At 64.2% G+C, this 25,519-nt stretch carries 44 protein-coding genes; 39 read left to right on the top strand and 5 right to left on the bottom strand.

What is annotated here, in order from left to right; all coding sequences use genetic code 11:
• Nucleotides 1-25 precede the first annotated feature (25 nt).
• Nucleotides 26-286, bottom strand: coding sequence for a hypothetical protein (locus tag DEIPI_RS0100965; RefSeq protein ID WP_027480558.1), 261 nt, complete (start codon nt 284-286; stop codon nt 26-28).
• Between the two features lie 131 nt (nt 287-417).
• Between DEIPI_RS0100965 and DEIPI_RS35180 the strand changes: the two genes are divergently transcribed.
• The gene (locus DEIPI_RS35180; protein ID WP_027480557.1) at nt 418-816 is read left to right on the top strand and encodes a hypothetical protein; all 399 of its coding nucleotides are present in this window, start codon (nt 418-420) and stop codon (nt 814-816) included.
• Nucleotides 817-818: 2 nt separating this feature from the next.
• On the opposite strand, the gene DEIPI_RS40820 is transcribed toward DEIPI_RS35180, so the two are convergent.
• Nucleotides 819-1,106: a hypothetical protein gene (locus tag DEIPI_RS40820; protein WP_027480556.1), complete on the bottom strand. Its 288-nt coding sequence runs from the start codon at nt 1,104-1,106 to the stop codon at nt 819-821.
• A gap of 220 nt (nt 1,107-1,326) precedes the next feature.
• On the opposite strand from DEIPI_RS40820, the gene DEIPI_RS0100950 reads away from it, so the two are divergent.
• Both DEIPI_RS0100950 and DEIPI_RS37160 read left to right on the top strand, forming a co-directional pair.
• Nucleotides 1,327-1,596: a hypothetical protein gene (locus DEIPI_RS0100950; RefSeq protein ID WP_027480555.1), complete on the top strand. Its 270-nt coding sequence runs from the start codon at nt 1,327-1,329 to the stop codon at nt 1,594-1,596.
• Nucleotides 1,593-1,799, top strand: coding sequence for a hypothetical protein (locus DEIPI_RS37160; protein WP_157463370.1), 207 nt, complete (start codon nt 1,593-1,595; stop codon nt 1,797-1,799). Before DEIPI_RS0100950 ends, DEIPI_RS37160 begins: the two co-directional genes overlap by 4 nt.
• A gap of 19 nt (nt 1,800-1,818) precedes the next feature.
• Here the strand turns inward: DEIPI_RS37160 and DEIPI_RS0100940 are convergent, their stop codons facing one another.
• The gene (locus DEIPI_RS0100940) at nt 1,819-2,280 is read right to left on the bottom strand and encodes a hypothetical protein (RefSeq protein WP_027480554.1); all 462 of its coding nucleotides are present in this window, start codon (nt 2,278-2,280) and stop codon (nt 1,819-1,821) included.
• Nucleotides 2,281-2,480: 200 nt separating this feature from the next.
• On the opposite strand from DEIPI_RS0100940, the gene DEIPI_RS27445 reads away from it, so the two are divergent.
• The 27 genes from DEIPI_RS27445 to DEIPI_RS0100800 all read left to right on the top strand — a co-directional run bounded on the left by DEIPI_RS27445 (nt 2,481) and on the right by DEIPI_RS0100800 (nt 19,785).
• Nucleotides 2,481-2,906: a hypothetical protein gene (locus DEIPI_RS27445; protein WP_045233357.1), complete on the top strand. Its 426-nt coding sequence runs from the start codon at nt 2,481-2,483 to the stop codon at nt 2,904-2,906.
• Nucleotides 2,900-3,118, top strand: coding sequence for a hypothetical protein (locus tag DEIPI_RS0100930; RefSeq protein ID WP_027480552.1), 219 nt, complete (start codon nt 2,900-2,902; stop codon nt 3,116-3,118). The genes DEIPI_RS27445 and DEIPI_RS0100930 overlap by 7 nt, the downstream gene beginning before the upstream one ends.
• Nucleotides 3,115-3,342, top strand: a complete 228-nt coding sequence (locus tag DEIPI_RS0100925) for a hypothetical protein (RefSeq protein WP_157463369.1) — start codon at nt 3,115-3,117, stop codon at nt 3,340-3,342. Before DEIPI_RS0100930 ends, DEIPI_RS0100925 begins: the two co-directional genes overlap by 4 nt.
• The gene (locus tag DEIPI_RS0100920; protein WP_027480550.1) at nt 3,339-3,590 is read left to right on the top strand and encodes a hypothetical protein; all 252 of its coding nucleotides are present in this window, start codon (nt 3,339-3,341) and stop codon (nt 3,588-3,590) included. The genes DEIPI_RS0100925 and DEIPI_RS0100920 overlap by 4 nt, the downstream gene beginning before the upstream one ends.
• A 442-nt stretch (nt 3,591-4,032) precedes the next feature.
• Nucleotides 4,033-4,818, top strand: coding sequence for a TIGR04255 family protein (locus DEIPI_RS0100910; protein WP_027480548.1), 786 nt, complete (start codon nt 4,033-4,035; stop codon nt 4,816-4,818).
• Entirely contained in the window at nt 4,815-5,447 is a 633-nt protein-coding gene (locus tag DEIPI_RS0100905) for a HEAT repeat domain-containing protein (RefSeq protein ID WP_157463368.1), read from the top strand. Before DEIPI_RS0100910 ends, DEIPI_RS0100905 begins: the two co-directional genes overlap by 4 nt.
• A complete protein-coding gene (locus DEIPI_RS27440) occupies nt 5,444-5,989 on the top strand; it encodes a hypothetical protein (RefSeq protein WP_045233355.1) in 546 nt (181 codons plus the stop codon). The genes DEIPI_RS0100905 and DEIPI_RS27440 overlap by 4 nt, the downstream gene beginning before the upstream one ends.
• 211 nt (nt 5,990-6,200) lie before the next feature.
• The gene (locus tag DEIPI_RS0100895) at nt 6,201-6,419 is read left to right on the top strand and encodes a hypothetical protein (protein WP_027480545.1); all 219 of its coding nucleotides are present in this window, start codon (nt 6,201-6,203) and stop codon (nt 6,417-6,419) included.
• 2 nt (nt 6,420-6,421) lie between these two features.
• A complete protein-coding gene (locus DEIPI_RS0100890) occupies nt 6,422-6,604 on the top strand; it encodes a hypothetical protein (RefSeq protein WP_045233354.1) in 183 nt (60 codons plus the stop codon).
• A gap of 61 nt (nt 6,605-6,665) precedes the next feature.
• Nucleotides 6,666-6,938, top strand: a complete 273-nt coding sequence (locus DEIPI_RS0100885) for an Imm32 family immunity protein (RefSeq protein WP_027480543.1) — start codon at nt 6,666-6,668, stop codon at nt 6,936-6,938.
• A gap of 131 nt (nt 6,939-7,069) precedes the next feature.
• A complete protein-coding gene (locus tag DEIPI_RS0100880; protein ID WP_027480542.1) occupies nt 7,070-7,780 on the top strand; it encodes a terminase small subunit in 711 nt (236 codons plus the stop codon).
• A complete protein-coding gene (locus DEIPI_RS27435) occupies nt 7,777-9,126 on the top strand; it encodes a hypothetical protein (RefSeq protein ID WP_045233353.1) in 1,350 nt (449 codons plus the stop codon). The genes DEIPI_RS0100880 and DEIPI_RS27435 overlap by 4 nt, the downstream gene beginning before the upstream one ends.
• A gap of 11 nt (nt 9,127-9,137) precedes the next feature.
• Nucleotides 9,138-10,766 (top strand): hypothetical protein, encoded by a 1,629-nt coding sequence (locus DEIPI_RS0100870; protein ID WP_027480541.1) that lies wholly within the window; start codon nt 9,138-9,140, stop codon nt 10,764-10,766.
• Entirely contained in the window at nt 10,763-12,253 is a 1,491-nt protein-coding gene (locus DEIPI_RS40815; protein WP_027480540.1) for a hypothetical protein, read from the top strand. Before DEIPI_RS0100870 ends, DEIPI_RS40815 begins: the two co-directional genes overlap by 4 nt.
• 43 nt (nt 12,254-12,296) lie before the next feature.
• Nucleotides 12,297-12,476 carry a hypothetical protein gene (locus DEIPI_RS0100860; protein WP_027480539.1) on the top strand — a complete coding sequence of 60 codons (180 nt, stop codon included), beginning with the start codon at nt 12,297-12,299 and terminating at the stop codon, nt 12,474-12,476.
• A 59-nt stretch (nt 12,477-12,535) separates the two neighbouring features.
• Nucleotides 12,536-12,805: a hypothetical protein gene (locus DEIPI_RS0100855; RefSeq protein WP_027480538.1), complete on the top strand. Its 270-nt coding sequence runs from the start codon at nt 12,536-12,538 to the stop codon at nt 12,803-12,805.
• Nucleotides 12,777-13,310 (top strand): hypothetical protein, encoded by a 534-nt coding sequence (locus tag DEIPI_RS0100850; protein WP_027480537.1) that lies wholly within the window; start codon nt 12,777-12,779, stop codon nt 13,308-13,310. Before DEIPI_RS0100855 ends, DEIPI_RS0100850 begins: the two co-directional genes overlap by 29 nt.
• A gap of 129 nt (nt 13,311-13,439) precedes the next feature.
• Nucleotides 13,440-14,171 carry a UBA domain-containing protein gene (locus DEIPI_RS0100845; RefSeq protein WP_027480536.1) on the top strand — a complete coding sequence of 244 codons (732 nt, stop codon included), beginning with the start codon at nt 13,440-13,442 and terminating at the stop codon, nt 14,169-14,171.
• 30 nt (nt 14,172-14,201) lie between these two features.
• Complete coding sequence (locus tag DEIPI_RS0100840) at nt 14,202-14,600, top strand: hypothetical protein (RefSeq protein WP_027480535.1); 399 nt, start codon at nt 14,202-14,204, stop codon at nt 14,598-14,600.
• Between the two features lie 2 nt (nt 14,601-14,602).
• A complete protein-coding gene (locus DEIPI_RS0100835) occupies nt 14,603-15,730 on the top strand; it encodes a hypothetical protein (protein ID WP_157463366.1) in 1,128 nt (375 codons plus the stop codon).
• 8 nt (nt 15,731-15,738) lie between these two features.
• Nucleotides 15,739-16,143 (top strand): hypothetical protein, encoded by a 405-nt coding sequence (locus DEIPI_RS0100830; RefSeq protein WP_027480533.1) that lies wholly within the window; start codon nt 15,739-15,741, stop codon nt 16,141-16,143.
• A 9-nt stretch (nt 16,144-16,152) separates the two neighbouring features.
• A complete protein-coding gene (locus DEIPI_RS35175; RefSeq protein ID WP_027480532.1) occupies nt 16,153-16,650 on the top strand; it encodes a hypothetical protein in 498 nt (165 codons plus the stop codon).
• Nucleotides 16,650-17,174, top strand: coding sequence for a phage virion morphogenesis family protein (locus tag DEIPI_RS35170; protein ID WP_027480531.1), 525 nt, complete (start codon nt 16,650-16,652; stop codon nt 17,172-17,174). Before DEIPI_RS35175 ends, DEIPI_RS35170 begins: the two co-directional genes overlap by 1 nt.
• Nucleotides 17,174-17,653, top strand: a complete 480-nt coding sequence (locus tag DEIPI_RS0100815) for a hypothetical protein (RefSeq protein ID WP_027480530.1) — start codon at nt 17,174-17,176, stop codon at nt 17,651-17,653. The genes DEIPI_RS35170 and DEIPI_RS0100815 overlap by 1 nt, the downstream gene beginning before the upstream one ends.
• Nucleotides 17,646-17,840, top strand: coding sequence for a hypothetical protein (locus DEIPI_RS0100810; RefSeq protein ID WP_027480529.1), 195 nt, complete (start codon nt 17,646-17,648; stop codon nt 17,838-17,840). The genes DEIPI_RS0100815 and DEIPI_RS0100810 overlap by 8 nt, the downstream gene beginning before the upstream one ends.
• Complete coding sequence (locus tag DEIPI_RS0100805) at nt 17,837-19,288, top strand: DUF2586 family protein (protein ID WP_027480528.1); 1,452 nt, start codon at nt 17,837-17,839, stop codon at nt 19,286-19,288. Before DEIPI_RS0100810 ends, DEIPI_RS0100805 begins: the two co-directional genes overlap by 4 nt.
• Entirely contained in the window at nt 19,285-19,785 is a 501-nt protein-coding gene (locus tag DEIPI_RS0100800; RefSeq protein ID WP_027480527.1) for a hypothetical protein, read from the top strand. The genes DEIPI_RS0100805 and DEIPI_RS0100800 overlap by 4 nt, the downstream gene beginning before the upstream one ends.
• Here DEIPI_RS0100800 and DEIPI_RS0100795 read toward each other — a convergent pair.
• The gene (locus tag DEIPI_RS0100795; RefSeq protein ID WP_157463365.1) at nt 19,782-20,321 is read right to left on the bottom strand and encodes a hypothetical protein; all 540 of its coding nucleotides are present in this window, start codon (nt 20,319-20,321) and stop codon (nt 19,782-19,784) included. The genes DEIPI_RS0100800 and DEIPI_RS0100795 overlap by 4 nt on opposite strands.
• Before the next feature lie 83 nt (nt 20,322-20,404).
• Between DEIPI_RS0100795 and DEIPI_RS0100790 the strand changes: the two genes are divergently transcribed.
• Together DEIPI_RS0100790 and DEIPI_RS37150 are read left to right on the top strand one after the other, a co-directional pair.
• On the top strand, nt 20,405-20,809 hold the full coding sequence (locus DEIPI_RS0100790; RefSeq protein ID WP_052351554.1) for a hypothetical protein: 405 nt from the start codon (nt 20,405-20,407) through the stop codon (nt 20,807-20,809).
• A complete protein-coding gene (locus tag DEIPI_RS37150; RefSeq protein WP_157463363.1) occupies nt 20,810-21,556 on the top strand; it encodes a hypothetical protein in 747 nt (248 codons plus the stop codon).
• A 43-nt stretch (nt 21,557-21,599) separates the two neighbouring features.
• Here DEIPI_RS37150 and DEIPI_RS36305 read toward each other — a convergent pair whose 3' ends face one another.
• The gene (locus tag DEIPI_RS36305) at nt 21,600-21,800 is read right to left on the bottom strand and encodes a helix-turn-helix domain-containing protein (protein WP_245588482.1); all 201 of its coding nucleotides are present in this window, start codon (nt 21,798-21,800) and stop codon (nt 21,600-21,602) included.
• 141 nt (nt 21,801-21,941) lie between these two features.
• On the opposite strand from DEIPI_RS36305, the gene DEIPI_RS0100785 reads away from it, so the two are divergent.
• The 7 genes from DEIPI_RS0100785 (at nt 21,942) to DEIPI_RS0100765 (ending at nt 25,405) form a co-directional block, all read left to right on the top strand.
• Complete coding sequence (locus tag DEIPI_RS0100785) at nt 21,942-22,205, top strand: hypothetical protein (RefSeq protein ID WP_027480524.1); 264 nt, start codon at nt 21,942-21,944, stop codon at nt 22,203-22,205.
• Nucleotides 22,206-22,369: 164 nt separating this feature from the next.
• Nucleotides 22,370-22,510 (top strand): hypothetical protein, encoded by a 141-nt coding sequence (locus tag DEIPI_RS40810; protein ID WP_157463362.1) that lies wholly within the window; start codon nt 22,370-22,372, stop codon nt 22,508-22,510.
• Entirely contained in the window at nt 22,500-22,811 is a 312-nt protein-coding gene (locus tag DEIPI_RS27420; RefSeq protein WP_045233352.1) for an HNH endonuclease, read from the top strand. The genes DEIPI_RS40810 and DEIPI_RS27420 overlap by 11 nt, the downstream gene beginning before the upstream one ends.
• Complete coding sequence (locus DEIPI_RS35165; protein ID WP_169736995.1) at nt 22,801-23,349, top strand: HNH endonuclease; 549 nt, start codon at nt 22,801-22,803, stop codon at nt 23,347-23,349. Before DEIPI_RS27420 ends, DEIPI_RS35165 begins: the two co-directional genes overlap by 11 nt.
• Nucleotides 23,350-23,654: 305 nt before the next feature.
• A complete protein-coding gene (locus tag DEIPI_RS37140) occupies nt 23,655-24,467 on the top strand; it encodes an endonuclease/exonuclease/phosphatase family protein (protein WP_342667491.1) in 813 nt (270 codons plus the stop codon).
• A gap of 7 nt (nt 24,468-24,474) precedes the next feature.
• Nucleotides 24,475-24,954 (top strand): hypothetical protein, encoded by a 480-nt coding sequence (locus DEIPI_RS37135; protein WP_157463360.1) that lies wholly within the window; start codon nt 24,475-24,477, stop codon nt 24,952-24,954.
• Between the two features lie 76 nt (nt 24,955-25,030).
• Nucleotides 25,031-25,405: a hypothetical protein gene (locus DEIPI_RS0100765; RefSeq protein ID WP_027480522.1), complete on the top strand. Its 375-nt coding sequence runs from the start codon at nt 25,031-25,033 to the stop codon at nt 25,403-25,405.
• Nucleotides 25,406-25,519: the final 114 nt, after the last annotated feature.

Below are 25,519 nucleotides of genomic sequence, written 5' to 3'. Positions count from 1 at the left end.
TCGTGCGCATGCTCAGCGTCGACCGTCAGTCGTCGTTCGCGGTCGACATCTGCGCGAGGGCGCGCAGGTCATTGAGATCCTCCACCAGCATCGAGATGGGCAGGAAATCGGCGGCTGGAACGTGCCTCAGGGTCAGCGTGATGAGGTCGCCCATGGTGGGCTCTTTGGCTTGGCGCACCACATTCCTGAAGGTCGCGCTGAGGCCAAAGCGCTTCACGGCGGCGCGTGGGACGTCGAACAGGGTCAGGATTTCGCGAGCGTGTCGCGTGGCGGGTGTCTCGTGCATTTGGAGCTCCGGTCGTGCGGGCGTCAAGGTGCAGCGCACCTCAAGATTAAGGCTGCATTAACAATAGCTCTTTCCTGCCCACAACGCACGGAACCTCATGAGTGCCACAGCGCAGAAAGCGAGCGGCGAGCATGACCACGCCGAACAATGCCGAACTGCTCGCCCTCTGGCCGGAACTCGCGCAGCGCGACCCGGAGCGCTTTCACGTCGTCGCGAAGGGAACGGTGCTGGAGGAGCGCGCGGGGCAGCCGTACGCGGTCGCCGGGGCGGACTCGTACACGTTCCGTCTGGACGATGGGTGGCGGGTGTTCCTGCCGGGCAGCGAGTGGCTGGTGATCGGCGCGGTCACGCAGGCAGCGCATGGGCGAGGCTGGCGCTGCGGCTTCACTACGGGGCGAGAGCGGGACAAGGGCGCTTTTGAGGTGTGGATGATCGCGTCAGGTCAGATCGAGCGGTACCGCGACGACCTGGCCCTCGCGTTCGCACAGGCCTACGTCGCGGCGCTCCGGTACGAGGAGCGTGCGTCATGACGTCAGGACTGGTCAGGGTCGCAGCAGCACGGGCCGATCACGTGACGCTCCTCGCGCGCTGTCCGGCAGAGCATGCGGAGGTCCTCACCCAGCATCGAGAGCGGCAGCAGGCCCGAAGAGGAGACGTTCTCGCGCGCCAACAGCATCAGTGTCCCCAACGTAGGTCCGACCGGTGTACAGACGCACGAGATGAACGTCTCTGTCTGCCCGAACACCTGGAGGTCCGCACGTGGGACTTCCAGGAGGTGAAGGAGCTCCTGCTGATATTGGGCAGCGATGTCGTGTGTCATGACGGCGCTCCGGGGATCACTGATGCAAGGGATGTCGAGCGCAGGAGCGCGGAGAGCGTGGAGAGCCCTTCTGTTGGTCACAGTCTGCGCGTTGCAGCCTGCCGTTTGAGTCCGATTTACACAAACTTTTCCACACGCAGGAGGGTCCCGTGACGCTCTCACAGCTGCGTTTCATTGCGTACGCCTCAATCTCCTTTCGAGACCGCAACGAGGAGCGCGCGTGACGACCCTTCCCGTCCTCCCGGTCGTGCCGGACGGTCAGTGCGGCGCGTGCCGGCACTGGACGCGGGAGGACGCGTACCTCGGGTCGTGCGCGTTCGGGTGGGTCGCGCATGACCCGCCCGCCCCGCCGCCCGGTCGTGGCCGCCTACCCGTTGGGTACCCGCACGGCGGCATCGAGAAGCCCCTCACGTCCTTTCACGCCGCGTGCTTCGTCGAGCTCGACGAAGGCACCGCGTTCGCTGCTCGCCCGCAGGAGGTCACGTCATGAGAACACCGTCCCTGAACATCATCCTGCTCTGCCCTCGCTGCGCCGCCGAGATCAAGGTGACGCCGTCCCAGTCGGACGGGTCGCCCTCGAAGTGCTGGGACTGCAAGACACGCCTGCAGCTGCGGCGCGACAACGTCCGCACGTGGTTCGAAGTGCACCTCAACCAGCTAACGGGCGCGCGGCCTTCCCGGAGGAGCGCGTGATGGTAGAGGCGAGTTGCGCCTACGGGGTTTCGAGGCGTTGGATCTGCTGCTTGGTGCGCGTCTCGTACTCGTCGAAGTCGAGAACGTCGTTGATGATTGTGACGGCCTTGAAGGCGAAGGTGATCGCCGTGATGTACCCGAACGCGGAAAGGCCTGAGGTCACGAAATCTAGAAGGCCGAACAGAGGCAGGCTGCCGAGCGCACCCGCAGCACCGCCGAGCGCGAACATCGCAATCACTAAAAGGATCTGGCGACCGATGACCCCCTGGAAACGCATGGGGTCCGATTTGAGCCGGATTGTCGCTGCGAGATCGTCGCGTAACTCTGTCAGTCGTCGCTGGCGCTGCTGCTGGCTACGGCGCGCGTACGCGTTCTTCAGGGCGTCTGTCACAAGGTTTGCAGCGATTGAGAGAACAGCGCCGAACAGGACTGTGACAACCCAGAAGCTGGGACTTGCGAACGTCTCGCCGATAGTGTCCATGTGTTCCGTCATGCTAGCCGCTCCATTCACGTTGGCGAGGAAGATCTGCCGAGTAGGGGGAGGTGACAATGCCTGACCTGCCTTGTAGGAGGCGCGTCGCACCTCGTGGTTCGGAGGTCACGCCCCGTGTCGTCGTCGCGGACGCTCGCGCGTACGCGGAGGAGTGGTACCAGGCTCTCAGGAAGTGGGAGACGATCACCGTGGACGCCGCGAGGTACAGCAGCGGCAACCCGGACGGCGCCCGCTTCCGCGTCGTGGGGACGGGCTCATGGGGCAGTGCCGCGTCGAGCGGGGTGGGCTTCACGAACACCCTCTCGTACGTGGTGGTGCCGCACCACCAGCTCGGGCGGCTCACCGCGCAGGAGATTGCGCGCGGCGTGAGCGACATGACCGAATCGGGTCTGCCGGAGCTCGCGCAGCTCGGCCGGATGCTCGAACGCGTCCGTGCGGAGACCAGCCCGGCGACGCTGCTGCGTGAGGGTGGCGGCTGGGCGTTCCCTCGGGAGCGTACCGCGCGGTACGGCGTGGCCGTCCTGACGCTCGCGGTGCGCCTCGGTGACCGCAACGCGGACGGGCACCTCACGGTGCTGCAAGGCCTGCTGAGGACAGGGGGAAAGGGATGCTGATCGACAACGACCTGAAGCGCGGCTGCCTCGTGCTGTACGGAGGTGAGCTCGCGATCGTCACGGAAGGACCGACGTTCGACCGGAATCTGCCGGGCTTCAAGGTGGACCTGCACGTGTTCCAGGCCAGCACCGTGAAGCCGGTGCGGTACGAGGAGGACGTGCCGGTCGAGGAGCTCGCGCGGGTCACGCCGCGCGAAGGGGGAGAGGGATGAGTGGACAAAGGTATCGGTGGCTGACGGTGGGCGAGCGCTACGCGTATCGTGCGCGCGTCGGGAAGGGCCTGGACGAGCGGCGCGGCGAGCCCTGCGAGGTGCTGACGGTGCCGAGGCCGGGCAGCGTCGGGAACGTGCGCGTGCGCTTCGACGATGGCACGCTGCACATCGTCCCGGCGGGTGTGCTGAAGCCCCTGCCTGCGGGTGAGAGGAGCGGCACGTGAGCGAAGAGGCCATGACGCCGGAGCGCGCGCGGGCACTCCGCGAGACTGCCGAGCGTGGCATGCAGGAGAACGCCCTTGAGGGGCGTCGGGTGCTGACGTTCGCCCCGCTGAGCCACGTCCGTGACCTCGCGGCGGCCTACCTCGCGAAGTGCGAGGAGCTCGACCTGGCGCTCCACTACATGCCGCGTGGCATTCTCCAGGACTTCGAGGATGCCCTCGCGCGCCGCCGTGCTGGGGAGGACGAGTGACGGCGCAGGTCGTCGTGTGTCGCGAGTGGCGGGCCCGGCAGGTGTTCCTCGGGCCGTGGTGGCTGTCGTTCGTGTGCGCCGCGTGCGGCTGCCGGTCCGAGGTGCGGCAGGACCCGGACCGGCAGGACTGGGCGCGCTGCCCGGCGTGTCGTGTGGTGAACCGCTTCGCGCGCCACTCAGAGCGCACGCTTCGACTGTAAAGGAGCGGCCAATGCGGTAGCTCTGACTACGCCAAGAGTCGGTGCCGAGGCCCGCGGATATACGGTACATTAAAGAGGACTCAGGGGGCACCTCCAAGAGTGAGGGCCAGCAAACGCCGTCCTAGACGGTTAAGCGCCGGGAGTGACGAGTGCAGCGAGAAGTGCGGCTTCGGGCCGCGTGTTTCCCGTCTCCATTCCGAGCTCCCGAGCGTTCTTTTTCTCCCCCCTGTGGATAACTTTCAATGACTGAACCTGCCATACATCCCCGACTCCGCGAGGACACCCTCTCCGAGGTCTCGTTCACCCTTCATTACGAGGGGACGGCGACATCTGAGCAGGTGTACTCCGTGCTTGGCCAACGCCAGGAGATCACCGACCGCTTCACGAAGGGTCAGCGTCGAAACTACCAGCGGCTCAACGTGACCGTCAGGTCTGGACAAGACGTCGACGTGCAGAACGAGGAAATTCCGCTGGAAGAGAGAAATCCGCACGAGCCCGAATTTCGCTTCCTCACCGACGCGGAAGACCGAATCTTCTGGTTCTCCCCTCGTGCCACCGGCTACGTCATCAACGGCGCCTACCCAGGGTGGAGTGAAGTCCTAGCTGAGCTACGGATGCTCCTGCATCCTCTCCACGAGGCCGCTGGTATCGAGAGATACACATACTTCAACCTGACCTTCCGAAACCGCATTCCGTGGGTGGAAGGCGGTGAAGCGCATGTGGTGAGGGAGTGGCTCCTCCCCGTGATGCCCCCAATCCCCGGTGTGCTTGCCGCCATCGGAACGCAGAAGGAAAACACGTATCGGTTCCCCGAGGGGGACCACACGCTTTCCCTCGCATACCCCGTGCAGGACGAGGACGACTCGCCTGCGTTCATCTCCCTAGACCTCCAACACATCCTGGATCCTGTCTCACCTATTGAGGCACCGATCGATGATCTATTGGTCTGGCTCGAAATCGCCCATGAGCGCATCTACCAGACGTTCTGCAACGCGCTCACCGAAGAATTTTTGAGAGAGAGGTCATGATGTCCGGAAATCTGCAAGCGCTACGGCATGCTGAAACCGAGTTCGCACCGTTCCGTGTGCGACGTGGCCTCGTCCATCAGCGGTACGAAACCCTCCCGCGGCCCGAGAAGGCCTCGTGGGGTGGGTTCCAGAAGGAACCGGCGACCGTCGAAACGGCAACCGTGGCAATGCGACATCAGGCTTACTCCACACCGTCGTTCCCAAGCGCGAACCTTGACGAGATTTTTCAGAAGGTACGAGAGGAGAAGCGCGCCATGGTTCAGGAGTACGTCGCCAACTCCAAGTGGGGCAAACCATGTGAGGACCTGTTTACCCACATGGCCTACACCAAGCCGGGCTTCCTGTTAGACCTCATCCGGGTTGGCGAACTCCGTGAAGCCATGCTCAGCTTCGCAGCTGAGTCTGCGGGCTTGATCACGACGTCTCGGGAAGTCGTGGCCGTCCTGACGCCGTTGCTGCAGCAGACGGAGTCCTCACTCGTGCGAGAAGGCGCTGTGTATGGCCTCAAGCGGCACCTGAAGGAGCAAGGCGTCCGTGAACTCCTCCAGGAACGACTTGCTGTCGAGGAAAGCCGAGGTGTGCGGGCGGCTCTTGAAGAGGCGCTCGAAGGAGAAGACGAGGACGAATGACGGATCCGACTCTTGTCCTTCGACTCTCGCGTCGACGAACCATCGTCGAGCAGACTGACCCTGAGGTCGTCTTTGACCTCCTATTCATCGACAGGCAGGGCAACTTTGAGGAGCGAGCATCTGTGTACCTGATTCCGGGGCGACAGGAAAAACTGGTTCAGATCGCCGCTGAACACAGCGCTAACCGCGAGCTCGACCCGGAGGTTCGCGTGGGCGTGGACCTCGCCGGTCTGTTCACGGTTGACTGTCTTCCTGACGACGACCTCGGGCATTTCAAGTTCCGGCGTGACGTACATCACGAGCTCCACTTCGGCACCGATCAAACTGAGGCGCGCGCCATCGCGCTGCAACTCGCCACGACTAATGGGATGCTGGGTGCCCCACCCACCGGTCGGGCTTGGTTGTGCGAGAAGCTTGTACTTCGTGAATACGCGCGTGAGCGGACCAAAGCGAAGGATCCTGAGTGGGTCACCGCTTGCGCGTGCAGCTTGAAGGTCAGTGGCTGGGCGATCAAAAAGGACCCCTCAGTCTCAGCGGCTTGAGGAGTCAGGAGTCCCTCTCGGTACACCCGAGGGGGACGTTTGCATGGTCGCTGTTCACTGCATAGCCTGACCTCGTACGATGGATCTATCCAAGGCATTAACCACCTCATATGGATTAAACCGCAACATCCTGCTAGCATTCTGGTAAGTTCCGCGAAGTCCCACAAGGGCGCCCCCACAAGGGCGCCCTTCGTCATGCCGGGAGGTCGCCGTGAGCAAGAAACGGCAGAAACGCCAGGCGAGACGCGCCCGCCGCGCACCGAGCACCACACCCACCCTCCGCGGAGAATTCCTCTCCGCGCGCGAACAGGCCCGTATCGCCGAGGAACTCCGGCAGCACGTCCGTGACACCCTCGGCTACTACCCCATTGAGGACGAGGAGGCGCACTACCTGTGGCAGCTCGGACTGAACCGCGTCACCCGACGTTGACCGTGCAGGACCTCATCAACGCGCACGAACGCTGGGAAGGCGAGCGGCTCGACACCCGCGAGTTCGAACGCATCGTCAGCGCCTGCCTCGACACGTGGGCGCCCGGCAGCATCGGCGCGGCGTACGCGTGGGACCTGCTGCGTCAACTCGTCGCGCCCGGCGCGGGCCGCTCCCTGCGCGCCTAGAACGTGTTGAGGTGGAGATTGCCGCCTGTAGAGGGCCAACGTTCACGCCTACACTTCCAACATGCCGAAGCTCATCCTCGATGTACCCGACTACACACCTGGAGATGGACTGAAAGCCAGATGGGACGACGGGTTCCAAATCGCCGTGCGCGTTGAAGAGGGCGAGGTGTACCTGCAAGCCAACAACGCAGGCCTACGCTCGCTCGCCCGGCTGCTGCTGGGCCTCACTCTCGAAGGCGTGCAGGACGCTCACCACTGGCACTTGGACGACCTTAACAGCCTTGAGGAAGGTTCCGCTCCATTCACCATTATGAAGTTGACTGAGCAGAAGTAGCTCCACCAGCACCCAATCAGCGGATCCCTATCAAGGTAACCGCGACGTTCAACCATGCCTCGTAGTGACAGCGCCAACATGAAGCAGAACTGACCCTGAGAAATTTCAGGCCTGAAAGAAGGAGGTGAGCCATGCCCGACGAACCCAACGCCCCCACGCCGCACACGTACACGCTCGAAGGCCTCAAGCCGAAACACCGGAAGTTCGTCGAGTGCTGGCTCGAAAGCATGAACGACGCGGAGGCCGCGCGTGACGCTGGGTACGCCGATCACCGCGAAGGGTACCGTCTGCGCCGCCGGGAGGATATCAGCGCCGTCATCTCGCAGCTGCTGTCTCAACACGTCATGGGCCCCGGTGAGGCGCTCGTGCGGCTCGGCCGTATCGCGAAGGCGGACATGACGAACTTCCTCGTCGTCAGCCCCACCGCCCGCACGTACTGGGTGCCCGCGCTGGAACACGACGGTGTGATTGAGCTCGCGAAGAGCCGCGGCCTGCACCCCACCGACCTCGACGTGTACGACCTCGACGGGCACTTCGGCGCGGACAACGTCGCCCGCACCAGCGACGGCACCTCCTTCATCCGCGTGCAGGACGTCATCAGCGAAGTCGACATCGACTGGAAACGCGTGAAGTACCTCAAGCAGCTCGGCCTCATCAAGAAGATCAAGAAGAGCAAGGACGGCACCGTCGAGTTCGAGCTGCACGACACGGTCCGCGCGCTGGAGCTCGTCGGGAAGCACCACAAGCTCTTCACGGACAAGGTCGACCTGGGCGGCGACGGCGGCTCCCTGCGCGTGGAGATCGTGCGGCGCGTCGTCGGCCCCAGCGAGGACGACGCGTGAGCACCGTCGCGCTCAACCTCACGTACAGCCTCGCGCAGAGTCACGCGTTCTTCGACCACCCACCCGGCAAGTACTTCGTGTACCCGAAGGGCCGCCGCGCGGGGTTCACGCGCGGCGGGATGCAGGCCGCGCTCGAGTGGGGCCTTGAGGGCATCCCCGTCCTGTGGGGCGACACGGTCAACACGAACATCCGCAAGTACGTCGAGAGGTACGCGCTGCCGGTGCTGAAGTCGCACCGCGTGCCGCACACGTGGAACGTCGTCGAGAAGACCCTGCACTTCCCCGGCGGCGGCTTCATCGACTTCCGCTCGGCGGACAACCCCGAGAACTGGGAGGGCTTCGGGTACAAGAAGATCCTCCTGAACGAGGCCGGCATCATCCTCGAAGGACCGAACGGCGAGTACCTCTACAAGAACTCCGTGCTGCCGATGCTCCTCGACTACCCGGACAGCGAACTCTACGCGTTCGGCGTGCCGAAACGCCGCGGGGACCTGTTCGACGAGCTGTACCAGCGCGCCATCAGCGGACAGGACGGCTACTACGGGCGGACGTTCAGCAGCTACGACACGCCGTTCATCCGTCGTGCGAGCATCGCCGCGCTCGAAGCTGAGATGCGGCAGCTCGGCGGGCAGGACCTCGTCGATCAGGAGATCTACGGCCGCTTCGTGGACCTCTCCGACGGCGCGCTGCGCGTCATACCTGCGGAGTGGGTGCGCGCGGCCTTCGCGCGGTGGTCGGCGCGCACGCAGCCGGGCGGCTGGCCCAGCGCGGTCGGCGTGGACATCGCGCGTGGCGGGAAGGACAAGACGGTGTTCGCGCCGAGGTGGGGCACGTACTGGTCCCGCCTCCTGACCTTCCCCGGTAGCGTCACGAAGGACGGGCCCGCCGTGCAGGGCCTCTTGGCGCCGCTCCTCGGGCCCAGCACGGACGCCAACATCGACGTCGTCGGGGTCGGCACCAGCCCCTACGATCACGTGCGCGGCGTGCACCCCAACACCTGGGGCATCAACGGCGGCGCGAAAAGCGACGCCCGCACCGCCAACGGCCGCTTCGGCTTCGCGAACGTCCGCAGTGAGCTGTACTGGCGCCTGCGCGAAGCGCTCGATCCCGCCACGGGTCTCGACCTGGCCCTCCCGCCGGACGAGGAGCTCCTCGCGGACCTCACTGCCGCCGGGTGGGAACCACGCGGGGACAAGCTCCTCGTGGAGTCGAAGGACGTCATCAAGCCCAGGTTGCGCCGCTCGCCCGACAAGGGTGACGCGGTGATGTACTCGCTGTTCGAGCCATTCCGAGGGTACGAGCCGGACGAGGAGGAAGGCAGCGTCGTCCTCAGCAACGTCAGCTGAAAGGAGGGAGTATGGCCCGCACCAAACCGCAAGTCTTTCCGGCTGTGTCCGGCACCATCACCGTCACCGCCGGACTCGCCCTCGCGGAATTGCCGAACATGCCGGTCGGCACGCGCGACACCCTCACAGCGGCTGTCGCGGAGCACGACCCGGAACTCGACGAGCTCTACGCGTACGCGCACGAGAATCAACTCGGCGAGCACGGCGAGAACTGGAAGGGCCGCCGTCCTGCGAACGACGACATCGTCACGGCCCTGCCGCTCCTCGTGATGGACGACCAGATCGGCCCGGCACTCGCGCGTGAGGTGGACGCGCAGTTCGCGAAGCCGCCCGAGTGGGACGCCGTGCAGGAAGGCACGAACCTCCCCCCTGAGAACGAGCTCGTGAAGGTCATGGCGGACTGGGCGGACTTCACGGACCTCACCGGCACCGCGAAGGACGCGGCGCGCGCGCGGTTCTGGGCGGGCCGCATGCTGGGCCGCGCGTACGTGCCTGAAGAGTACGCGGACGTCCTCGCGAACCCCCGCACGAAGCCCACGACCCTCGCGGACGCCCTCGCGCTCGTGCACGTCCAGGCGATCGACCCGCGCGAAGGCGGCCCCCTCGTGGACCCGCACAAACGCGTCCTCGGGTACTGGTACCGCTACGAAAGCACCCTCGAAGGCCGCGCCGTCACCCTCGTCGAGGTGCACCTGCCCCGTCAGGTGCTGACGTTCCGGCAGCTCGACAGAGGCAAGCTGGAGCTCCTCCGTGGCGCCGTCAACCCCTTCGCGAACGCGCAGACGGACACGGCGCTGCGCCGCGCGGAGTACTTGATGTGGCACATGGACCGTGACGGCGGCACCGCCATCACGAAGAGCGTGCGGCACGCGCAGGACCGTCTGAACTGCGTCGTGACGTACATGGCGATGAACGACGATCAGACCGGGTACCGGCAGTTCATCGTCAGCAACGCCGAGCAGCCGCGCGACCGCGCGGGCAAACCCGTACCCTTCCCGATGGGGCCGGGTGTGGCACTCAACCTGCGCGGCCTGCCCATCGACGCGGTCAAGCAGGACCCGAACAGCAAGCCATCGCGGCACACGCCGACGTGGGAGGTCCTCGACCCGCTGAACCCCGAGGAGTTCCACGTGCCCAGCATCAAGAAGTGGGTGTCGAGCATTCTGGAGAAGCTCGACCAGCAGTGGACGCAGGAGATGGACTCCCAGGTCAGCGGGGAGAGCAAACGGCAGTCCCGCAAGCCGTTCGACCGCCGCGTCGCGTTCGCGGGGCAGGACATGGGCCTGTTCATCGCGTGGGCGCTGCGCGCGGCCCTGATGCTCGCCGCGCAGATGCTCGGTCAGACTGAGACGTACCGGGCCGTGACGTTCGTGCCGAAGGTGTTCCTCGACGTGGACGCCGTGAACCTCGAAGAGCTCCGCGTGAAGCTGCAGATGTGGCAGGCGGGAGCCCTGACCCTCACGACGCTGCTGGAGAGCACGCCCGGCGTGCCGGACGCCGCGAAGGAAGAGCAGGCCCTCAAGGAGCGGCAGACGGACCCGACGGAGCAGGCGCGGCGCAAGCTGCTTGACGACCTCCTCGGGAACGACAACCGGCCCGGCGGCACGGGCGGCGTGGGAGGGGGAGGCGGTGATGCGTGAGCTTCGACGACCTCCCGGGCGACGTGGATCGCCTCCGTTCGGGCGTCTCGGTGGACTTCACGCGGCTACTCACGCAGCTCTCCCGCCGCCTCCGTGAAGGCGACGACGCGGGCGACCTCTTCGCGGCGCTGGAACGCCGCGCGCGTCTCGGGCACTTCGAGAGCTTCGAGGTGGGCGCCCGCGCGCAGCACCAGGCGTTCGGCGGGGGCCGCGAGGTGCCGACGGATGTCCTGACGGTCGGCGCGACGCTCGCGCGTCGTCGTGCGGCGCTCGTCGCGCAGCGCGCGCAGGACGTCCTCGCGAGCCACTCCGAGGCGTTCACGAGTCCGTACGCTCGGCTTGCCGCGCAGGTGCTCGTGCAGGACGCGGTGCGCAGCGGTACCCGCGTGAGCGCCGCGTATCACGGCGCGACGCACAAGCAGTTCATCCGCATCCGCAGCGCGGAGGAGCCGCGCGCGCACAGCCGACTCGAAGGTCGCGTGCTCCCCATCGAGGAGCCCTTCGTCATCGCGGGCATCGAGGTCTTCGGACCCGGTGACGAGAAACTCCCGTGGAGTGAACGCGCGTGGTGCGGGCACATCCTGAAGTTCATCCGGCTCGACGAGGGCGCGCCCGTCCCGCAGGCCGCGCGAGGTGATGGCAGCACGGTCGAACCACCGACCGGAGGAGGTGATGGCAATGGAGGAGGCAGCGGTGGCGGTGGTGGCGGGAGCGGCGCGGGCGGCAGGGGAGACACCCCGCCGCCCCTTCGCTTCGACGATCCGGCAGTGCAGCGGCACGTGCAGGACCTACGCGGCCTCATGTACGACGAACGCGCGCTGGAAGCGAAGTTCGAGGCGTACTACCAGGATCGTCGCCTGCAGGACGAGGTCGGCATCTTCACCCGCGTGTGGAGCGGCGAGTACGGCCGAGACCTGCTGCACGGTCGCGTGTTCGCCGCGGCGCGGCAACTGCTGCTCGACCGCGCGGCACCCACCACGAACACCGCGCGGCTCATCGAGGACATGCTCGCGAGCCGCAGGGAACGCTGGGAGCGCCTCGCGCGTGAACTCGGCATTCCCGTCCCGCAGGCCTTCACCAGCTACCGAGGCGTCAAGGGCCGCGTATACGCCGAGGACGTGCTGCGCGCGTGGTTCTCGGAGACGGACACGCACGTGGTCATCCGAGGAGAGGAGGCGAGCAGCTGGAGCCTGAAGCGCGAGGCGGGTCTGAAGTACGGCCGCTCCGAGACGCTCGGCGGGGCGATGTTCGAAGCGGACCTGCGCTTCAGCGAGACCCTGTCGGATCAGCTCGTCGATGACAGCGGCTTCGTCACGGGGTACTTCACGGAGCACGAGATCATCCCCATCCACGGCACGAAGGACGCGCTGCGCGCCCGGAAGGAACGCTCGCAGGTGTACCTCGGGCAGTGGTTCGGCATCGACGAGCGGGACGCGGCGCTCGCGGCGTTCGAGCGGCTGTACGGCGACCGCCCGGCGGGCCTGTGAAACGCGTCCGCCTGGCCGGACGTAAGGTGAGGGGAGGTGCACCGTGGCTGACCGGGAGAAGTTCCTCAGGTACCTGCGTGAACGTGACGAGGACGAGGCGCGCGACAGCGAGGACGTCCGCGTGACGCCCCTCGTGGATCCCGACCGACCCGAGCGGATCGGGCCGTACTCGCGGGATGACCCCGAGGAGCACGAACGCCACCGCAACGACAACGAGACGTGAGCACACCCCCGCCAGTCGGCGGGGGTGAATCTTTCAGGCCTGAAAGAACGGGAGGACCCATGGAGGACGACATCACCGTGACGATGCCGCTCGCGACGTTCGAGCGACTACGACGCGAGCGGGACGCGCTCCGAACGGAGAGGGACGCGCTGCTGCGCCTGTCGCGGCCCATCGCGAAGACGCTGCATCGCCTCGGTGTCCTGCGGGTCCTGCCGCCCGAGCTGGACGGGCAGCTGCGGCTGTTGGAGAAGTACTTCTACCCGGTCGGGCACATGGACTTCCAGACGGAGGAGGGATCGGATGACGCTGTGGCACCGGAAGCAAGCTGAGCGGTTCGGGTGCATCTACCACGCGCTGTACGCCATTACGGGCGACGAGGGTGTCCTCGCGCATGTCGGGGACATCAGCGAGGCGCGCATGCGGACGCGCATGACGAAGCTCGGCCTGTTCACCATGCCGGTGTTCGCGAACCACGGGGACTTCACGGACGCCACGCCCCGCGCGTTCTGGGACACGTACCGCGAGATGTTCGCGCATGACGAGCCTGGGCATGCGTACCTGTTGCTCAGCGTCCCGAGTCGCCGCGTGGCGAACAACTGGCACGCCGTCGCCGTGAAACTCCCGAACCTCGCGGCGGACACCGTCGAGGTGAGCGACAGCAGCGAGGACGACGTCCTCGTGTACACCTGGCCGGAGTTCCTCGCGAGCTGGTACGCGCACGCGCACGTCGTGGAGAGCGTCCACGTCGCGGACCTCAGCCTGTACCCCTTCGAGGACGCCCGCGCGCGCCTCGCTGAGGCGGACCGCGCGGCGGACGTCGAGTACGTGATGTGAGCTCCCGCCCGGCAAGGTCCGGGCGTGACTCGAATCCTGGGCGTCCGGCAAGGCCGGTGTAAGCCCCGCAGACCCCTCACCCGCGCTCGGCAAGGTCCGGGCGCTTCGCGTTCCCAGGGAGGAACAGACATGAAGACCTTTGGCAGTCTGCATCACCTCACGCGCGCCCTCGCGGGCCGCGCGCCTCTTCGCGGTGAAGGCGAAGGCGACAAGGGCGCCGCCGCACAGCGACTCCTCGACCGTCACAACGGCGACTTCAAGGCCGTCATCGACAAGCTCCTCGACGAGGCGCACGGGTACCGCGAGAAGATCCGCACCCTCACCGCCGACGTGGAGAAGTCGAAGCTCCCGGACGGCAGCGTCGTCCTCACGAAGGAGCAGGCGGCAGCGTGGGAGGCGTACCAGGCGCTCGGGAAACCCGAGGACGTCAAGAAGAACGTCGAGGACGGCAGGGTCGCCCTCGACAAGCTCGCCGGGGTCGAGAAGCGCGCTCAGCTCGACAAGGTCGCGAAGGCGATGAACTGGGACCCGGAGACGTTCGCGGAACTCGACACCCTCGCGGGTGGCCTGACGTGGGACGTGCAGGAGGTCACCAAGGGTGACCAGAAGGTCACGCAGGTCAGCGTCAAGGGCGCTGACGGGAAGACCACCGACGCCGACGCGTTCGCGGAGGAACGGTGGAAGAAGTTCCTGCCCGTCCTGAAGCTGGAAGCCAGCAACGGGGACGAGCAGCAGCAGGACACCCGCACGGACAGCGGTACGGGCGTACCGCTCGGCGGCGCGGGTGGCGGGAAGCCTCGCCCGGCGAACGTGGACGAGGTCGACAAGCGGAAGGCCGAGAGCGGCCTCTACCAGATGTAGACGTAACCCCACCCTCAGGAGGAACGCAGCATGCCCGAGTTCAAGCCCGGCATGGCCGGTGGTCACGACACGACCACCGCGCACTTTGCCACGCAGCACACCGGCAGCAAGACCGGTGAGCCCATCGACGTGAATCAGCCCATGGAGCTCCGCGCGAACGGCAAGCTGTACCGCGCGAGCGGTCAGGGCCGCTTCATCGGCGTCGCGCCCCGCACGGCCGGCATGGCGAACCAGGCCATCACCGCGCACGGCATCGGCCAGCGCTTCCACGCGCGCGACGAAGGTGACCTCGTCATCGGCAACCCGTACTACCTCGGCGCCGCACCCGGCACCATCAGCGACGCCGCCACCGCGAACGACGCGCAGGGCGCGTTCCTCGCCGTCAGCAAGCACGACCTGATGGTCGTCCGCATCGGAAGGCTGGTGTGATCGTGCGCAGCAAATTCCTGTTCCTCGCGACGTCGCTGCTCATCGCGGCCACGCCTCGTCGTCTCGGCCCGACCGGCACGCACGACCTCGACTGGCTCAAGAACCAGCGGGACCGGACCGTCATGCAGCTCGACCCCGCCGCCGTGAACCGCATCGTCGATACGGAACTCGCCGCGCACAACCGCCGCGCGGACGCGATGGTCGGCACGTTCGCCGCTCGAGTGGACGACCGCACGGGGGTCGACTCGACCCGCATGAGCCTCACGGGTGAGATGGTCGAGGTGGACGAGTACGGCCGCGCGCGCACGCAGATCACGCACCGCGCCGGGGACGTCGCGTTCCCCCTGCGGCGGTACCAGTTCGCGAACGGCTTCACCGCGGACTTCCTGCGCAAGCGGACCGGCGCGGACGTCGCGGCGGCACTGGAGAACGCGCAGGCCGCGCACCGCAAGACGCTCGTGCGGGAGATTCGAGACCGCATCTTCAGCCCCGTCAACTACGACTTCGAGGACTTCCTCGTGGACCGCAAGGTCCTCAAGATCGTCGCGGCGTACAACGGGGACAACACCGTGCCGCCCATGAGCCCGAACATGCGGGAGTTCGCCGGGACGCACTCACACTACATGGCCTTCGCGGGCTTCACCGCTTCGGCACTGGACGCGCTGATCGACAACGTCGCGGAGCACACGGACAACGCCGCGATCGAGGTGCACCTCGCGCCCGCGCAGGAGGCCGCCGCGCGCGCCCTGCCTGGCTTCGCGCCCACCGTGGACACCAACATCCGCGTGAGCGTGAACGACACCATCGCCACGGCGCCCCTGAACACCCGCAACACCGGCAACCGGCAGATCGGCCGGTACCGTGGCGCGGACATCTGGATCAAGCCGTGGGTGTTCGACGGGTACGGCTACGCGCTCGACACGGCCGCCGCGACGCCCCCGCTGGGTCTGCGCGTGCCCGACGACGTCGCCGATCAGGGTCTGCGGCTCATCGGGCAGATCGCGACGTTCCCGCTGCAGTCCGACTACCTCGGCGCGGAGTTCGGGTTCGGCTTCCGGAACCGCAGCAGCATCGCTGTCGCGTACTTCGGCGGCAACGTGTACGTCGACCCCACGAATCGGGACTGGTGAGGTGAATCATGCAGCAGACGAAGTTCATTCGAGGTGACCGCCTCGTCGATCCGAACGGTAAGGACCTCGGCCCCGCGCCCGCGCAGGAGACGCCCGAGGAGGAGGACCAGGTGCAGGGCGCGCGCACGGACGGGAACGACAACAGCCCCGGCGGCACGCAGAACGGCGCCCCCGCGCAGAACGCCGGGGAGAGCAACCCCGCGAGCCCCACGCCTGCCACGGGGCAGGGCGGGCAGGCGTCCCAGCCCTCCGGGAAGACGGGCGAGCTGCCCACGGACTTCCCCGGCTACAACGTCCTCGCGAAGGCGAAGATCACCACGTACGAGAAGGTGCGTGAGGCGAGCGACCAGCAGCTCAAGGATCTCGACGGCATCGCCGACAAGACGCTCGCCGCGATCCGCGCGGCGCAGTAAGGCCCTCGCGTGACGCGCTCGTACGATGGGGCGGACCTCAGCCCGATCAGCCCGGACGACGACAGCTTCGCGCGGGCGTGGGTGCGGTTCTGGACGCGGGACCTGCCGCAGGTTCAGAACGGCCTGCCCGGCACCAATCAGGTCGAGGCGTGGCCGCAGTTCAGCCTCACGGACGAGGAGCTCGACGCGGCCCTGCAGCTCGACGCGGTCGAGAGCCCGGACGGCGCGGTGTACTACCGTCCGCACTTCACCGCCGCACGGTTGTACCTCGGGAATCCGCAGCTGTGGCGGACCCGCAGCGTGGACGGCACGAGCGAGACGCGCCGCGACCCGAACGAGATTGTCGGCGCGTGGCTCGCGCAGGGCCGCGCGTTTGACGCGGTCATCCCCGAGGGGACGGTGCTGCCGCCGTTCAGCCTGCCCGACGTGACGCCCGGCACGACCGTGCCGGAACCGGACGAGGACTTCTACGAGCCGGGCATCCCGATTGCCCGGTGGGGTCTGTGATGGCCGCAAACCTCTTCACGACCATCGAACGGCAGCTGCGTCTCCTCACGAGACCGCAGACCCTCGCGGACCTGCACAACATCGCGGGCGCGACCATCGCGCCGCTGGTGGAGCGCGGCTTCGACCGTGAGGAGGATCCGTACGGGGTGCCGTGGGCGCCCAGCAAGGCCGCGCAGCGGGAGGGCCGCAAGACCCTCACGGACACGGGCGCGCTGCGGCGCGGCGTCCGCTGGAAGGCGGACAGTCGCGCGCTCGTGTTCAGCACGAGCGGCCCCGCGCAGCGGGAAGGGTACGATCGGGTGCATCAGTACGGCGCGAGCTGGACGATTCACCATCACCCCCGCACGAACCGCTTCATCAGCGCGTCCCGCGCGCGGCGGCTTCGGAGTGTCGTGCCCGTCACGGACGTCGTGCTGCCCGCCCGGCCGTTCCTGCCGGATCGGCGGGGCATGCCGCGCCTGTACGAAGCGCGCGTTGGCGCGGCGTTCCGGCGGTACCTGCGCTCGCGCTTCGGAGGGCCGTGATGGAAGCCGTCGCAGAGAAGCTCACGGCGGCCCTCGCGCCGCTCGTCGTGCGGGTCGGTCCGGAGCACCTCAACGCGCAGTTCGAGCTTCCGCACGTCATCGTCATTCCCCGTGACGACGAGTTCGAGGCGGTCAGCAGCGCCGTCACCCCGCCCGGCTCGCGGCCCACGCCGGGCGCGCTCGCGAGCGTGGGGACGCTCGTGGACTTCATCTGCCGGGTCGACGCGACGTACGAGAGTGCACGCGCGCTCGCGCTGCTCGTCCTCGAAGCGCTCATCCCGTCCGGCGCGGACGTGCCGCGCAGCAGCATCCGGTACGGGAACGAAGTCTGGTCGGACTTCACGCTGCGCAGCGCCGTCCTCACCGTCCGCTTCCCCCAGGTCGTGCGGGCCACCGGCATCACCCGTGCCCGCATCGACGAGATCATCCAGCACGCCCACATCCTGCCCCTCACCCCAGAGGAGACTCCCAGTGGCTAACGACACCGAAAGAACCACGACCGCGAAGCTGCAGTCGTTCGAGGAGCACGCTCGGGACGCGAACACGCCCGCGTGGCTCGTCGCGGCTGCCGCGCAGGTCGAGCAGTGGCTGCCGGGTCAGCACATGACCCGCGCGACCTACGACAAGGCCGTTGAGGCCACCCGCAACATCGAGGTCCGCTCGTGACTCGCCTGCCGCGCGTGTACGTGCAGTTCCAGGACGGTCAGCTCGGACTCGTCACGCCCAGCGGCGCCGAAGTGCACGCCAAGATCGGCGTCGCGACCAGCGGCGTCGTGAATCTCGCGGCGCGCTTCACCCGCGCTTCCCAGGTCGCGGAGGAGTACGTCGGCGGGCCCCTCGCGGGTGCCATTGCCGTCGCGCTCGCCGAGGCCAGCCCCGTGATCGGCGTGCGCGCCGCGACGAGCGTCGCGGGCGTCGTCAGCGCCGTCACGAAGACCGGGGCGGGCACGAGCACCATGACCGTCACGGGCGCCCCCACGGACGCTCTGGACGTCCTCGTGACCGTCACGCGCGCCGCGGCGAGCACCACGGACGGCACGGGCGCCGTGCAAATCACGATCGCCGGGCAGGACCTCGGGGAGCGCGCCCTGCCCGTCAACGGTCAGCTGCCCATCACCGGCAGCGGCGTCACGCTCGCGTTCAGCGCGGGCACCCTCGCGGTCGGCGCGACGTACGCGTTCACGGCGACCGCGCCCGGCAGCACCCTCGACGACATCGTGACGGCGCTGCAGGCGCTGATCGACCGGCGTCCCCGCATCCGCTTCGTGCACATCCTCGGCGCGGCGACGCCCGCGCTGGCCGCCGCGGTGGACACGCTCCTCAAGGCCGCCGAGACGCGCAACTACTACCTGCACGCGCTGCTCGAAGCGCGCCCCATGAACGCGGGCGAGACGCAGAACGCGTACGACGCGGCGCTGGACACGCAGTGGGCGTCGTTCAGCAGCACCCGCATCGCCGTCGCGAAGGCCGGTGGGTTCGTGTACAACCCCCTCACGAAGCGCAGCGAGATCCGCTCGGCCGCATGGAAGGCCAGCGCGCGGCGCGTCACGGTCCCCATCGGGGAGGACGCCAGCCGTGTCCGCACCGGCGCGCTGGTCGGCATCACCGGACTCGTGTACGACGCGAACCTCACGGGCGACCCCGGGCGGTTCGTGGCGCTCAGGACGTTCGACGCGCGTGAAGGCTTCTACGTCGCCGCGTGGCCGCTGATGAGCCCCACCGGCAGCGACTACGACGCCGTGCAGTCCCGTGAGGTGATCGACGAGGCCGCCCGCGTCGGGTATGACGCCGCACTCGACTACCTCGGGGACGACGTGCCGGTGGATTCGGCAACAGGTTTGATCGTCGAAACTGAGGCGCAAGCATTCGAGTCCTTCGTGACAGGACGCGTCCGCGCGGCGCTCGGGGGTAACGCGTCGGGCGTGCGCGTCACGGTGGACCGGACCGAGCCGATCCTGCAAACAAAACGCTTCGAGTTTGACCTCGGCGTGATTCCCCTCGGGTACATGACCGAAATCCAGGTTCGGGTCGGGTACGTCAACCCGGCACACATTGCTCAGACGGCGGCCCCCATCGCCGCTGGTACGACGCCCACAGGAGGTGGAACGACGTGAAGTTCGACCCTAGCAATCCAGTCATCGCGTACGCGCAGACCACACTCCGCATCCAGACGACCGAGAAAGGATCGGCGGCGGGGAGTGACGACGCCGCCGGAACCTACACGTGCCGCTCTGTGTCTTATGGCGACAGCGTTGAGTTCAGTGAGGTAGAGGGCGCATCACAGATCGCGCTCGGCACCACCCGAGGTCAGTACCGAACCGACGAGGGCACCCTCGTCATGTACGCGGACGACCTCGCCGAACTTATGGAAATGCTCGGGTCCGCCTTCTACGAGACAACCTTCCAGATCGTCAACATCTACGAGAAGCTGGGGTCGAGCAAGCTCACGAAGGACGAGCTAATCGGCTGCCGTTTCACGAAGCGCAGCGTGAGCGACGAGGCAGGTCCCGACGCGCTGACGCGCGACATCTCCTTCAAACCTTCCTACATCCGCTGGAACGAAAAGGACCCTCTTTCCAAGATGCCGAAGATGGCGACCAAGAGGGATTAGGGCAGAGTGCAGTAGTCGGGCCAGATGGCCGTGCCCGGCGAGTCTGTACGGATGAAGCGGGCCGTCACGCTCACGTTGTCGTCGTTCGTGTACTGAATGGACAGCAACGCGCGTACGGGGCCGAAGCGACGTTCGTACACGCCGCTGCCCAGGCTACCCGAGGTCGAGAGTTTGGTTTCGAGCCAGTCTCGTACCTCGGTGTAGCGGTTGTACCGGACGTTCACGCAGTAGCGCGCGAGGTCTAGGGCGACGGAGGAGAACGCGGCGATGCTCTCCACGGTGCTCGTGCGTGTGCTCCAGACCACGCCCGTGTCCCGCACGTACTTCTTGCCCGGCACAGGTACGGCGTAGATGGAGAAGTTGCCTACGGCGTCGTTCTCCGCGACTCGCCGCACCTGCCAGACGTACCGCCCTTGCGTGTCACGTCGGCTGGTCTGAAGCTCTCCCAGGCTGGGAACGACGGCGCTTCCAAGAGGGAGCGTGGCGGCAGAAGCGGACCCGAGGAGCATCACGGCGAATGCGACATGTCGGAGCATGTCGCATCTTATGTGTCGTGGGGCAATGCTAACCCACGAATATGCCCCCCTTACTCGTTTCGCTTCCCTTTACCCTGAAGCATATGCGAGCACTTTTGTTGGCGACTCTGAGCATGGCAGTGACGGCACAGGCCGCAGGTACCTACACAACACCAGCCGTACTGGCCGCGTTCAAGAAGGCCGGGTTAGAGGTCGGGAAGACCTACAAGATGGGACCGAAAGACTACGGACTTGGCCCCTACGTGGGAGAGCGCGGTACGCGCTTCCTCATCCCCTCCTTGGGTGAGGACGCGGGCGGACGCGTGTTCGAAGTGAAGAACACTGCGGACCGGAGACGGTTGAGGGCATACTTCGATGACCTCGGTAAACAGAGCGCCATCTTCTTCTCGTGGACCTTCGAGAAGGGAAATATACTTGTTCAGATCAATGGTGATCTGCCTGAGGCGAAGGCCTTAAGATACAAGAAGGCGTTGGAAGGTTTGAAATAAATGGAGCCTCCTGTTCAAGCTGCATTAGTTGTAGGTATTGGAAGCTTGATTGCGAGCTTAGTGGCATTGAGAGTTGCTTGGGTTGCTCGCCAAGGCCAGGAAGGAATAGCAAGAGAACAAATTTCTCTTAAAGGTCAAGTTGATCGTGAATTAGCAAATATGAATCATACATTGACTAAGGAATTAAAAGCCGTTGATACCGTCGATCGCAGACAAGAGTTTTTAGCTTCTCGTAGAGTGGCAAGTCTGGAAAAGTTTTTGGAAAAAAATATGGAAGTATGGACAGAAGCTCACATGTTAGCTTTTGAGTATATTACAGTCCAAAATACCGTAAGGTCTATGATATCCGGGGGCTCAAAGAACTTGGATACCTTTGCTAAAATTTTAGGGGACCCACTTGATAATAGCGATAGATACTATAAAACGAAGGCAAAACTAGTTTCTTGGTTGAGTGTAGGTTATACTAATACTTTAATATGGCACGAAGTGACCGATGATATGAGGGCGGATTGGAAAATATTTCAAACCAACAGCCTTGCGGTGTGCGAAATGTCGATCGAAAGCTTAACTGATGTTTTTGGAGTGTTCGATGAGTATGCGCGTGACGAAATTTCTAACATTGCTGCGCTGAGTAAGCTCCAGACTATTGACCAGAATTTTAACGAGGGGATTAAAGGAAAGGTGAAAACGGTTGACAAAGCACTGCAAGATTTTAAATTTGCACTAGTTGAACAAACATTTAAGTAAACGAGGGCGATCACACTTGATCGCCCTCGTTTACTAGTAATCGTTATTCTTTCGGTATTGCGACCAGTTCCAAACCAAGTTCATCGAGAATACGTTGCCAGTTCTCAGGCACGCGACCCACGTTGCCGTTGAGGAGCTTCGCTAGGGCGGGCTGAGTCAGCCCCGTCTTTTTGGCGAGTTCTGTTTGCGTCAGCTGGCGTTCTTTCATGCGCGCCTTCGCCGCTGCGCGTACCTGCTCGTTCATCCCGGTCATCGTATCACCCCACCGATTATTGCAAGGATTGACATAATATGTCAAGAAATGCAATAATGAGGGCACCGAAAGAGGGCAGACGCCCTAGGAAGCAAGCGCCCTCTTCTCGGAACCCAACGGTGAGGTGGATTAATGACAGTCTACGCGCAGCAGTCCTACAAAGTTCCTACTCCCAACCCCGTTCCCCGCTTCCTGGCTGACGGTACTTACATCTTCAGCGAGAGCGACCGTCACGGCAGCACTGAGTACGCCGCCACCGTCCACAGCAGCACCCTCGTCGCCTTCTACATCAACGGCGTCGGCGCTCCCACCTCGCGTCTCCCCGAGATTCAGGCGCGCGTCTTCCAGCGCGTCGTGGGTCACGTCGTGCGCGGCACGGGACTGGCGCTCCTGTGAGCGGGGGCACCCAAGCGGGTGCCCTCCTTCGGAGGTGCACGAACCACCCGGCCCGGCCCGCCGTGCCCTACGTTGACTCCGAAAGCAGCAGCCCCGTCGCCCTGTGCGCGGAATGCATCAGCCAGCGCGTCACATTCGATTCCGCCACGCTCAACCTGGTCAACATGCTCGCCTTCACGGTGGACGGTTGGGAGTTCGTGTGGGGGCAACTCCTCCCACCCGATCAGATCGCTGCCGTCATCCAACGTGCCAGCGAACGCCTCAGCACCCGCAACCACGAGTGGGAGGGCCGCGATGAGGCGTGAGCAGGTCAACCGCACCCACCGCGCCCGCGCCCGTAAGCGCGGCGCACCTGGTGCATTCACGGACGTAGACGTGAACGCCCGGCTCATCCGTCAGGGCGGCAAGTGCCACTACTGCCGCGCGCCCTTCCGCCTCGACACCCGCTTTCAGATCGACCACTTCATCCCCATCGCGAAAGGAGGCAGCAACCATGCGTGCAACATTGTTCTCGCATGCCCTGACTGCAACCAGCGCAAGGGGGACAAGCTCCCTCACGAGTTCATGCCCGAACGCTTCCAGACGGGGTGCCTCCGTGACTGCTAAGCCATGCTTGGTATGTCAGGAGGTCAAGGCGTTCAGCGAGTTCGACCGGGTGAAGAACGGCGACAAGTACGGGCTGAGCGGTAAGTGCAAGGCGTGCCGTCGTGAGTACATGCGCGAGTACGTCGCGCGTGAACGGGCCACGAACCCCGAGCGTAACCGCGCGCGCGCTCGTGCGTGCTACCACCGCAACGCCGACACTTACCGAGCGAAGCAGCGCGAGTACACCCGGCAACACCCTGAAGTCTTCGTAGCGAAGTCGGCCCGCCGTCGTGCGCGCATCTCGGTCAACGGCGGGCACTTCACCCCGCGCGACGTGACCGTGCAACTGGAACGGCAAGCGCATCTGTGCTTCTACTGCGCGGACCCGCTCGTGCTCGAAGGGGAGGGTAAATACAACGTGGACCACTTCATTCCGCTCGCGCGTGGCGGCACCAACGGACCGAACAACATCGTGTGTGCGTGCCCGCCGTGCAACCAGAGCAAGCGGGATAGGTTGCCGTGGGAGTGGATGCCGCACCGGTTCGACTCACCTCTTTAAGCAGTAGAAACTGCAACTCAGTGCTAGAATTTTGGTAGATTCGCGATTTGTGGGGAGAGCGCTGTAGCGTTCTCCCCACAACAGATTGCATGTGTGTTGCATCCCAGGGGCGCGTATATGGGGCAGAGCTAGAGTAGTCCCGACACTATAGTGGGAAACATGGTGCAGGAGCTAGGGGAAGGACACGAGGGAGTACGCGAGGAAGGACACGTCACAGTACCTTCAATGAGAAAGGGAATACCACCGCAGAGCTAAACAAAGAAATCGTAAGTGAATTTGGAGGCCGCAATGCTTGTACCGGGACGATGATAAAGTTCTTATTTTGGAACATAGGTGAGGCATCAATCATAGAACTCCTGTCAATGGTTTCGAAAGAGCGAGAGATTGACGTTTTATTACTCGCGGAATCAACGCTGGATCCAAACGATATAACAATTGCGCTAAATTCAGAATCTGTTGATCCGTATTATTACTCTGAAAATTTCGTCTGCGAAAAAGTTCATATGTTCTCTAAATTTAAGCATACTTTAGTGAAGAACGTTGGTGAAGACTCGCGAACAGTCATAAAACAAATCGACGCACCTGTATTCGGAAGCTTTCTTCTTGTTATTACGCATTTTCCTTCAAAGATGGGTTACAGTGATGTGAGTCAATCAATTGCTGCAACTAGATTGTACGAACTTATTAAGGATGCAGAGTTTAGAACGGCAAATGACAAGACTGTACTTGTGGGTGATCTAAATATGAATCCTTTTGAAAGCGGTGTAGTAGCCGCAGGAGCTCTACATGCTGTCATGACAAGAACGATTGCATCAAAGGCAAGAAGAACAGTATTAGGAGAAGACTACGCCATGTTCTATAACCCTATGTGGAGATTGATGGGAGACGAAACAAGGGGACCGCCAGGAACTATTTATTACAGCAGCTCTGAGCATGTCAACTACTTCTGGAATCTTTTTGATCAAGTACTGTTGCGTCCATCTATTATGGAAAGGTTTAGTGAAAGTAATTTGGAAATAGTTACAAAAATCGGAACAACAAGTCTAGTGACTTCTAGTGGGCTGCCAGACAAATCAAACATTTCGGACCACTTGCCGCTCTACTTCGTTCTAGAATAGGAGAATTATGAAAGATCTGTGGCCAGAGGACATTGGTAGATCGCTAGTTAAACCTCCAAAAGTCATCCTTGAAGAGCAAGGATCCATTCTAGCATCAAGGACCACTGGAATCGTTCAGGCTGTGGTTGATGTGCTAGATAATAGTGCCTACAAGCAATTTTACGGAAAGGTAATCGGAGAAGAAGATACGGAGTTCCTATTTAGGTACAGTTTGTACGCAGCTGGATTAAGCTATAGAACGCCAATAATATTGATATCGCACTCCATTGCGCTATATCCTGTACATATTTTCATTGATGGTGGCGCAGAAGATGAGCGGCGATACACTGATGCCGGATTTGAAACTCACATCTATTTTATGGGGGATCAGGAGAGCGTCGCCGCCACAGCAGAAAGTGCCGAAGATTTTGAGCGTGCTCTGGCAATTGCATTCTCAAACAGAAAGGTGGGGAAAATCATAAACTCACTAATTTCTCAATCGGTGTAACCAATCAACAGAAAGAGGCGCGCATTAAGCGCGCCTCTTTCTGTTACGGCCTTCTTATCTTTGGGGGGTGTTGAGCATGACTAACGAAAAAGAAGTTGTTGAGAAGCGCATCGCCGGCATCACCAAAGCCGAGTTCGAGCAGCTGCAGACGAAGCACGGCGACCGCCTGGAGATCCTGTCGCTCGGCCCGGACGACACGGACGTCATCGTGCGTCCCCCGAGACGCGCGGAGTACGACCGGTACGTGCTGGAGCTCGCGAAAGGCAAGGCCCGCCCGGACGTCGCGCTGGCCGCCGGCACGAAGCTCGTGAAGGCCTGCCTCGTCGTCCCGACGGAGAAGGTCTTCGACGACCTGCTGGAGAAGTACCCGGCGATGGGGGACCAGTACAGCGAGGAGGTCCTGAAGCTCATCGCGGCGGACGCCGAGGTGCAGCGCAAAAGCTTTCGATGAGGAGTGGACGGCGCTCAAGCGCGAAGCGCGCGGCGGGGACCTCGGACGGCTCTCCGCGTGCCTGCTGGCCTTCCAGCATGGCGAGCGGGACGACGACGGGTCGTTCACGATTCG

Origin of the sequence: Deinococcus pimensis DSM 21231, assembly GCF_000519345.1 — a bacterium.
GTDB lineage: Bacteria > Deinococcota > Deinococci > Deinococcales > Deinococcaceae > Deinococcus_A > Deinococcus_A pimensis.
The sequence above is the reverse complement of the archived record's forward strand: the minus strand, read 5'-3'. Positions and strand labels throughout refer to the sequence as shown.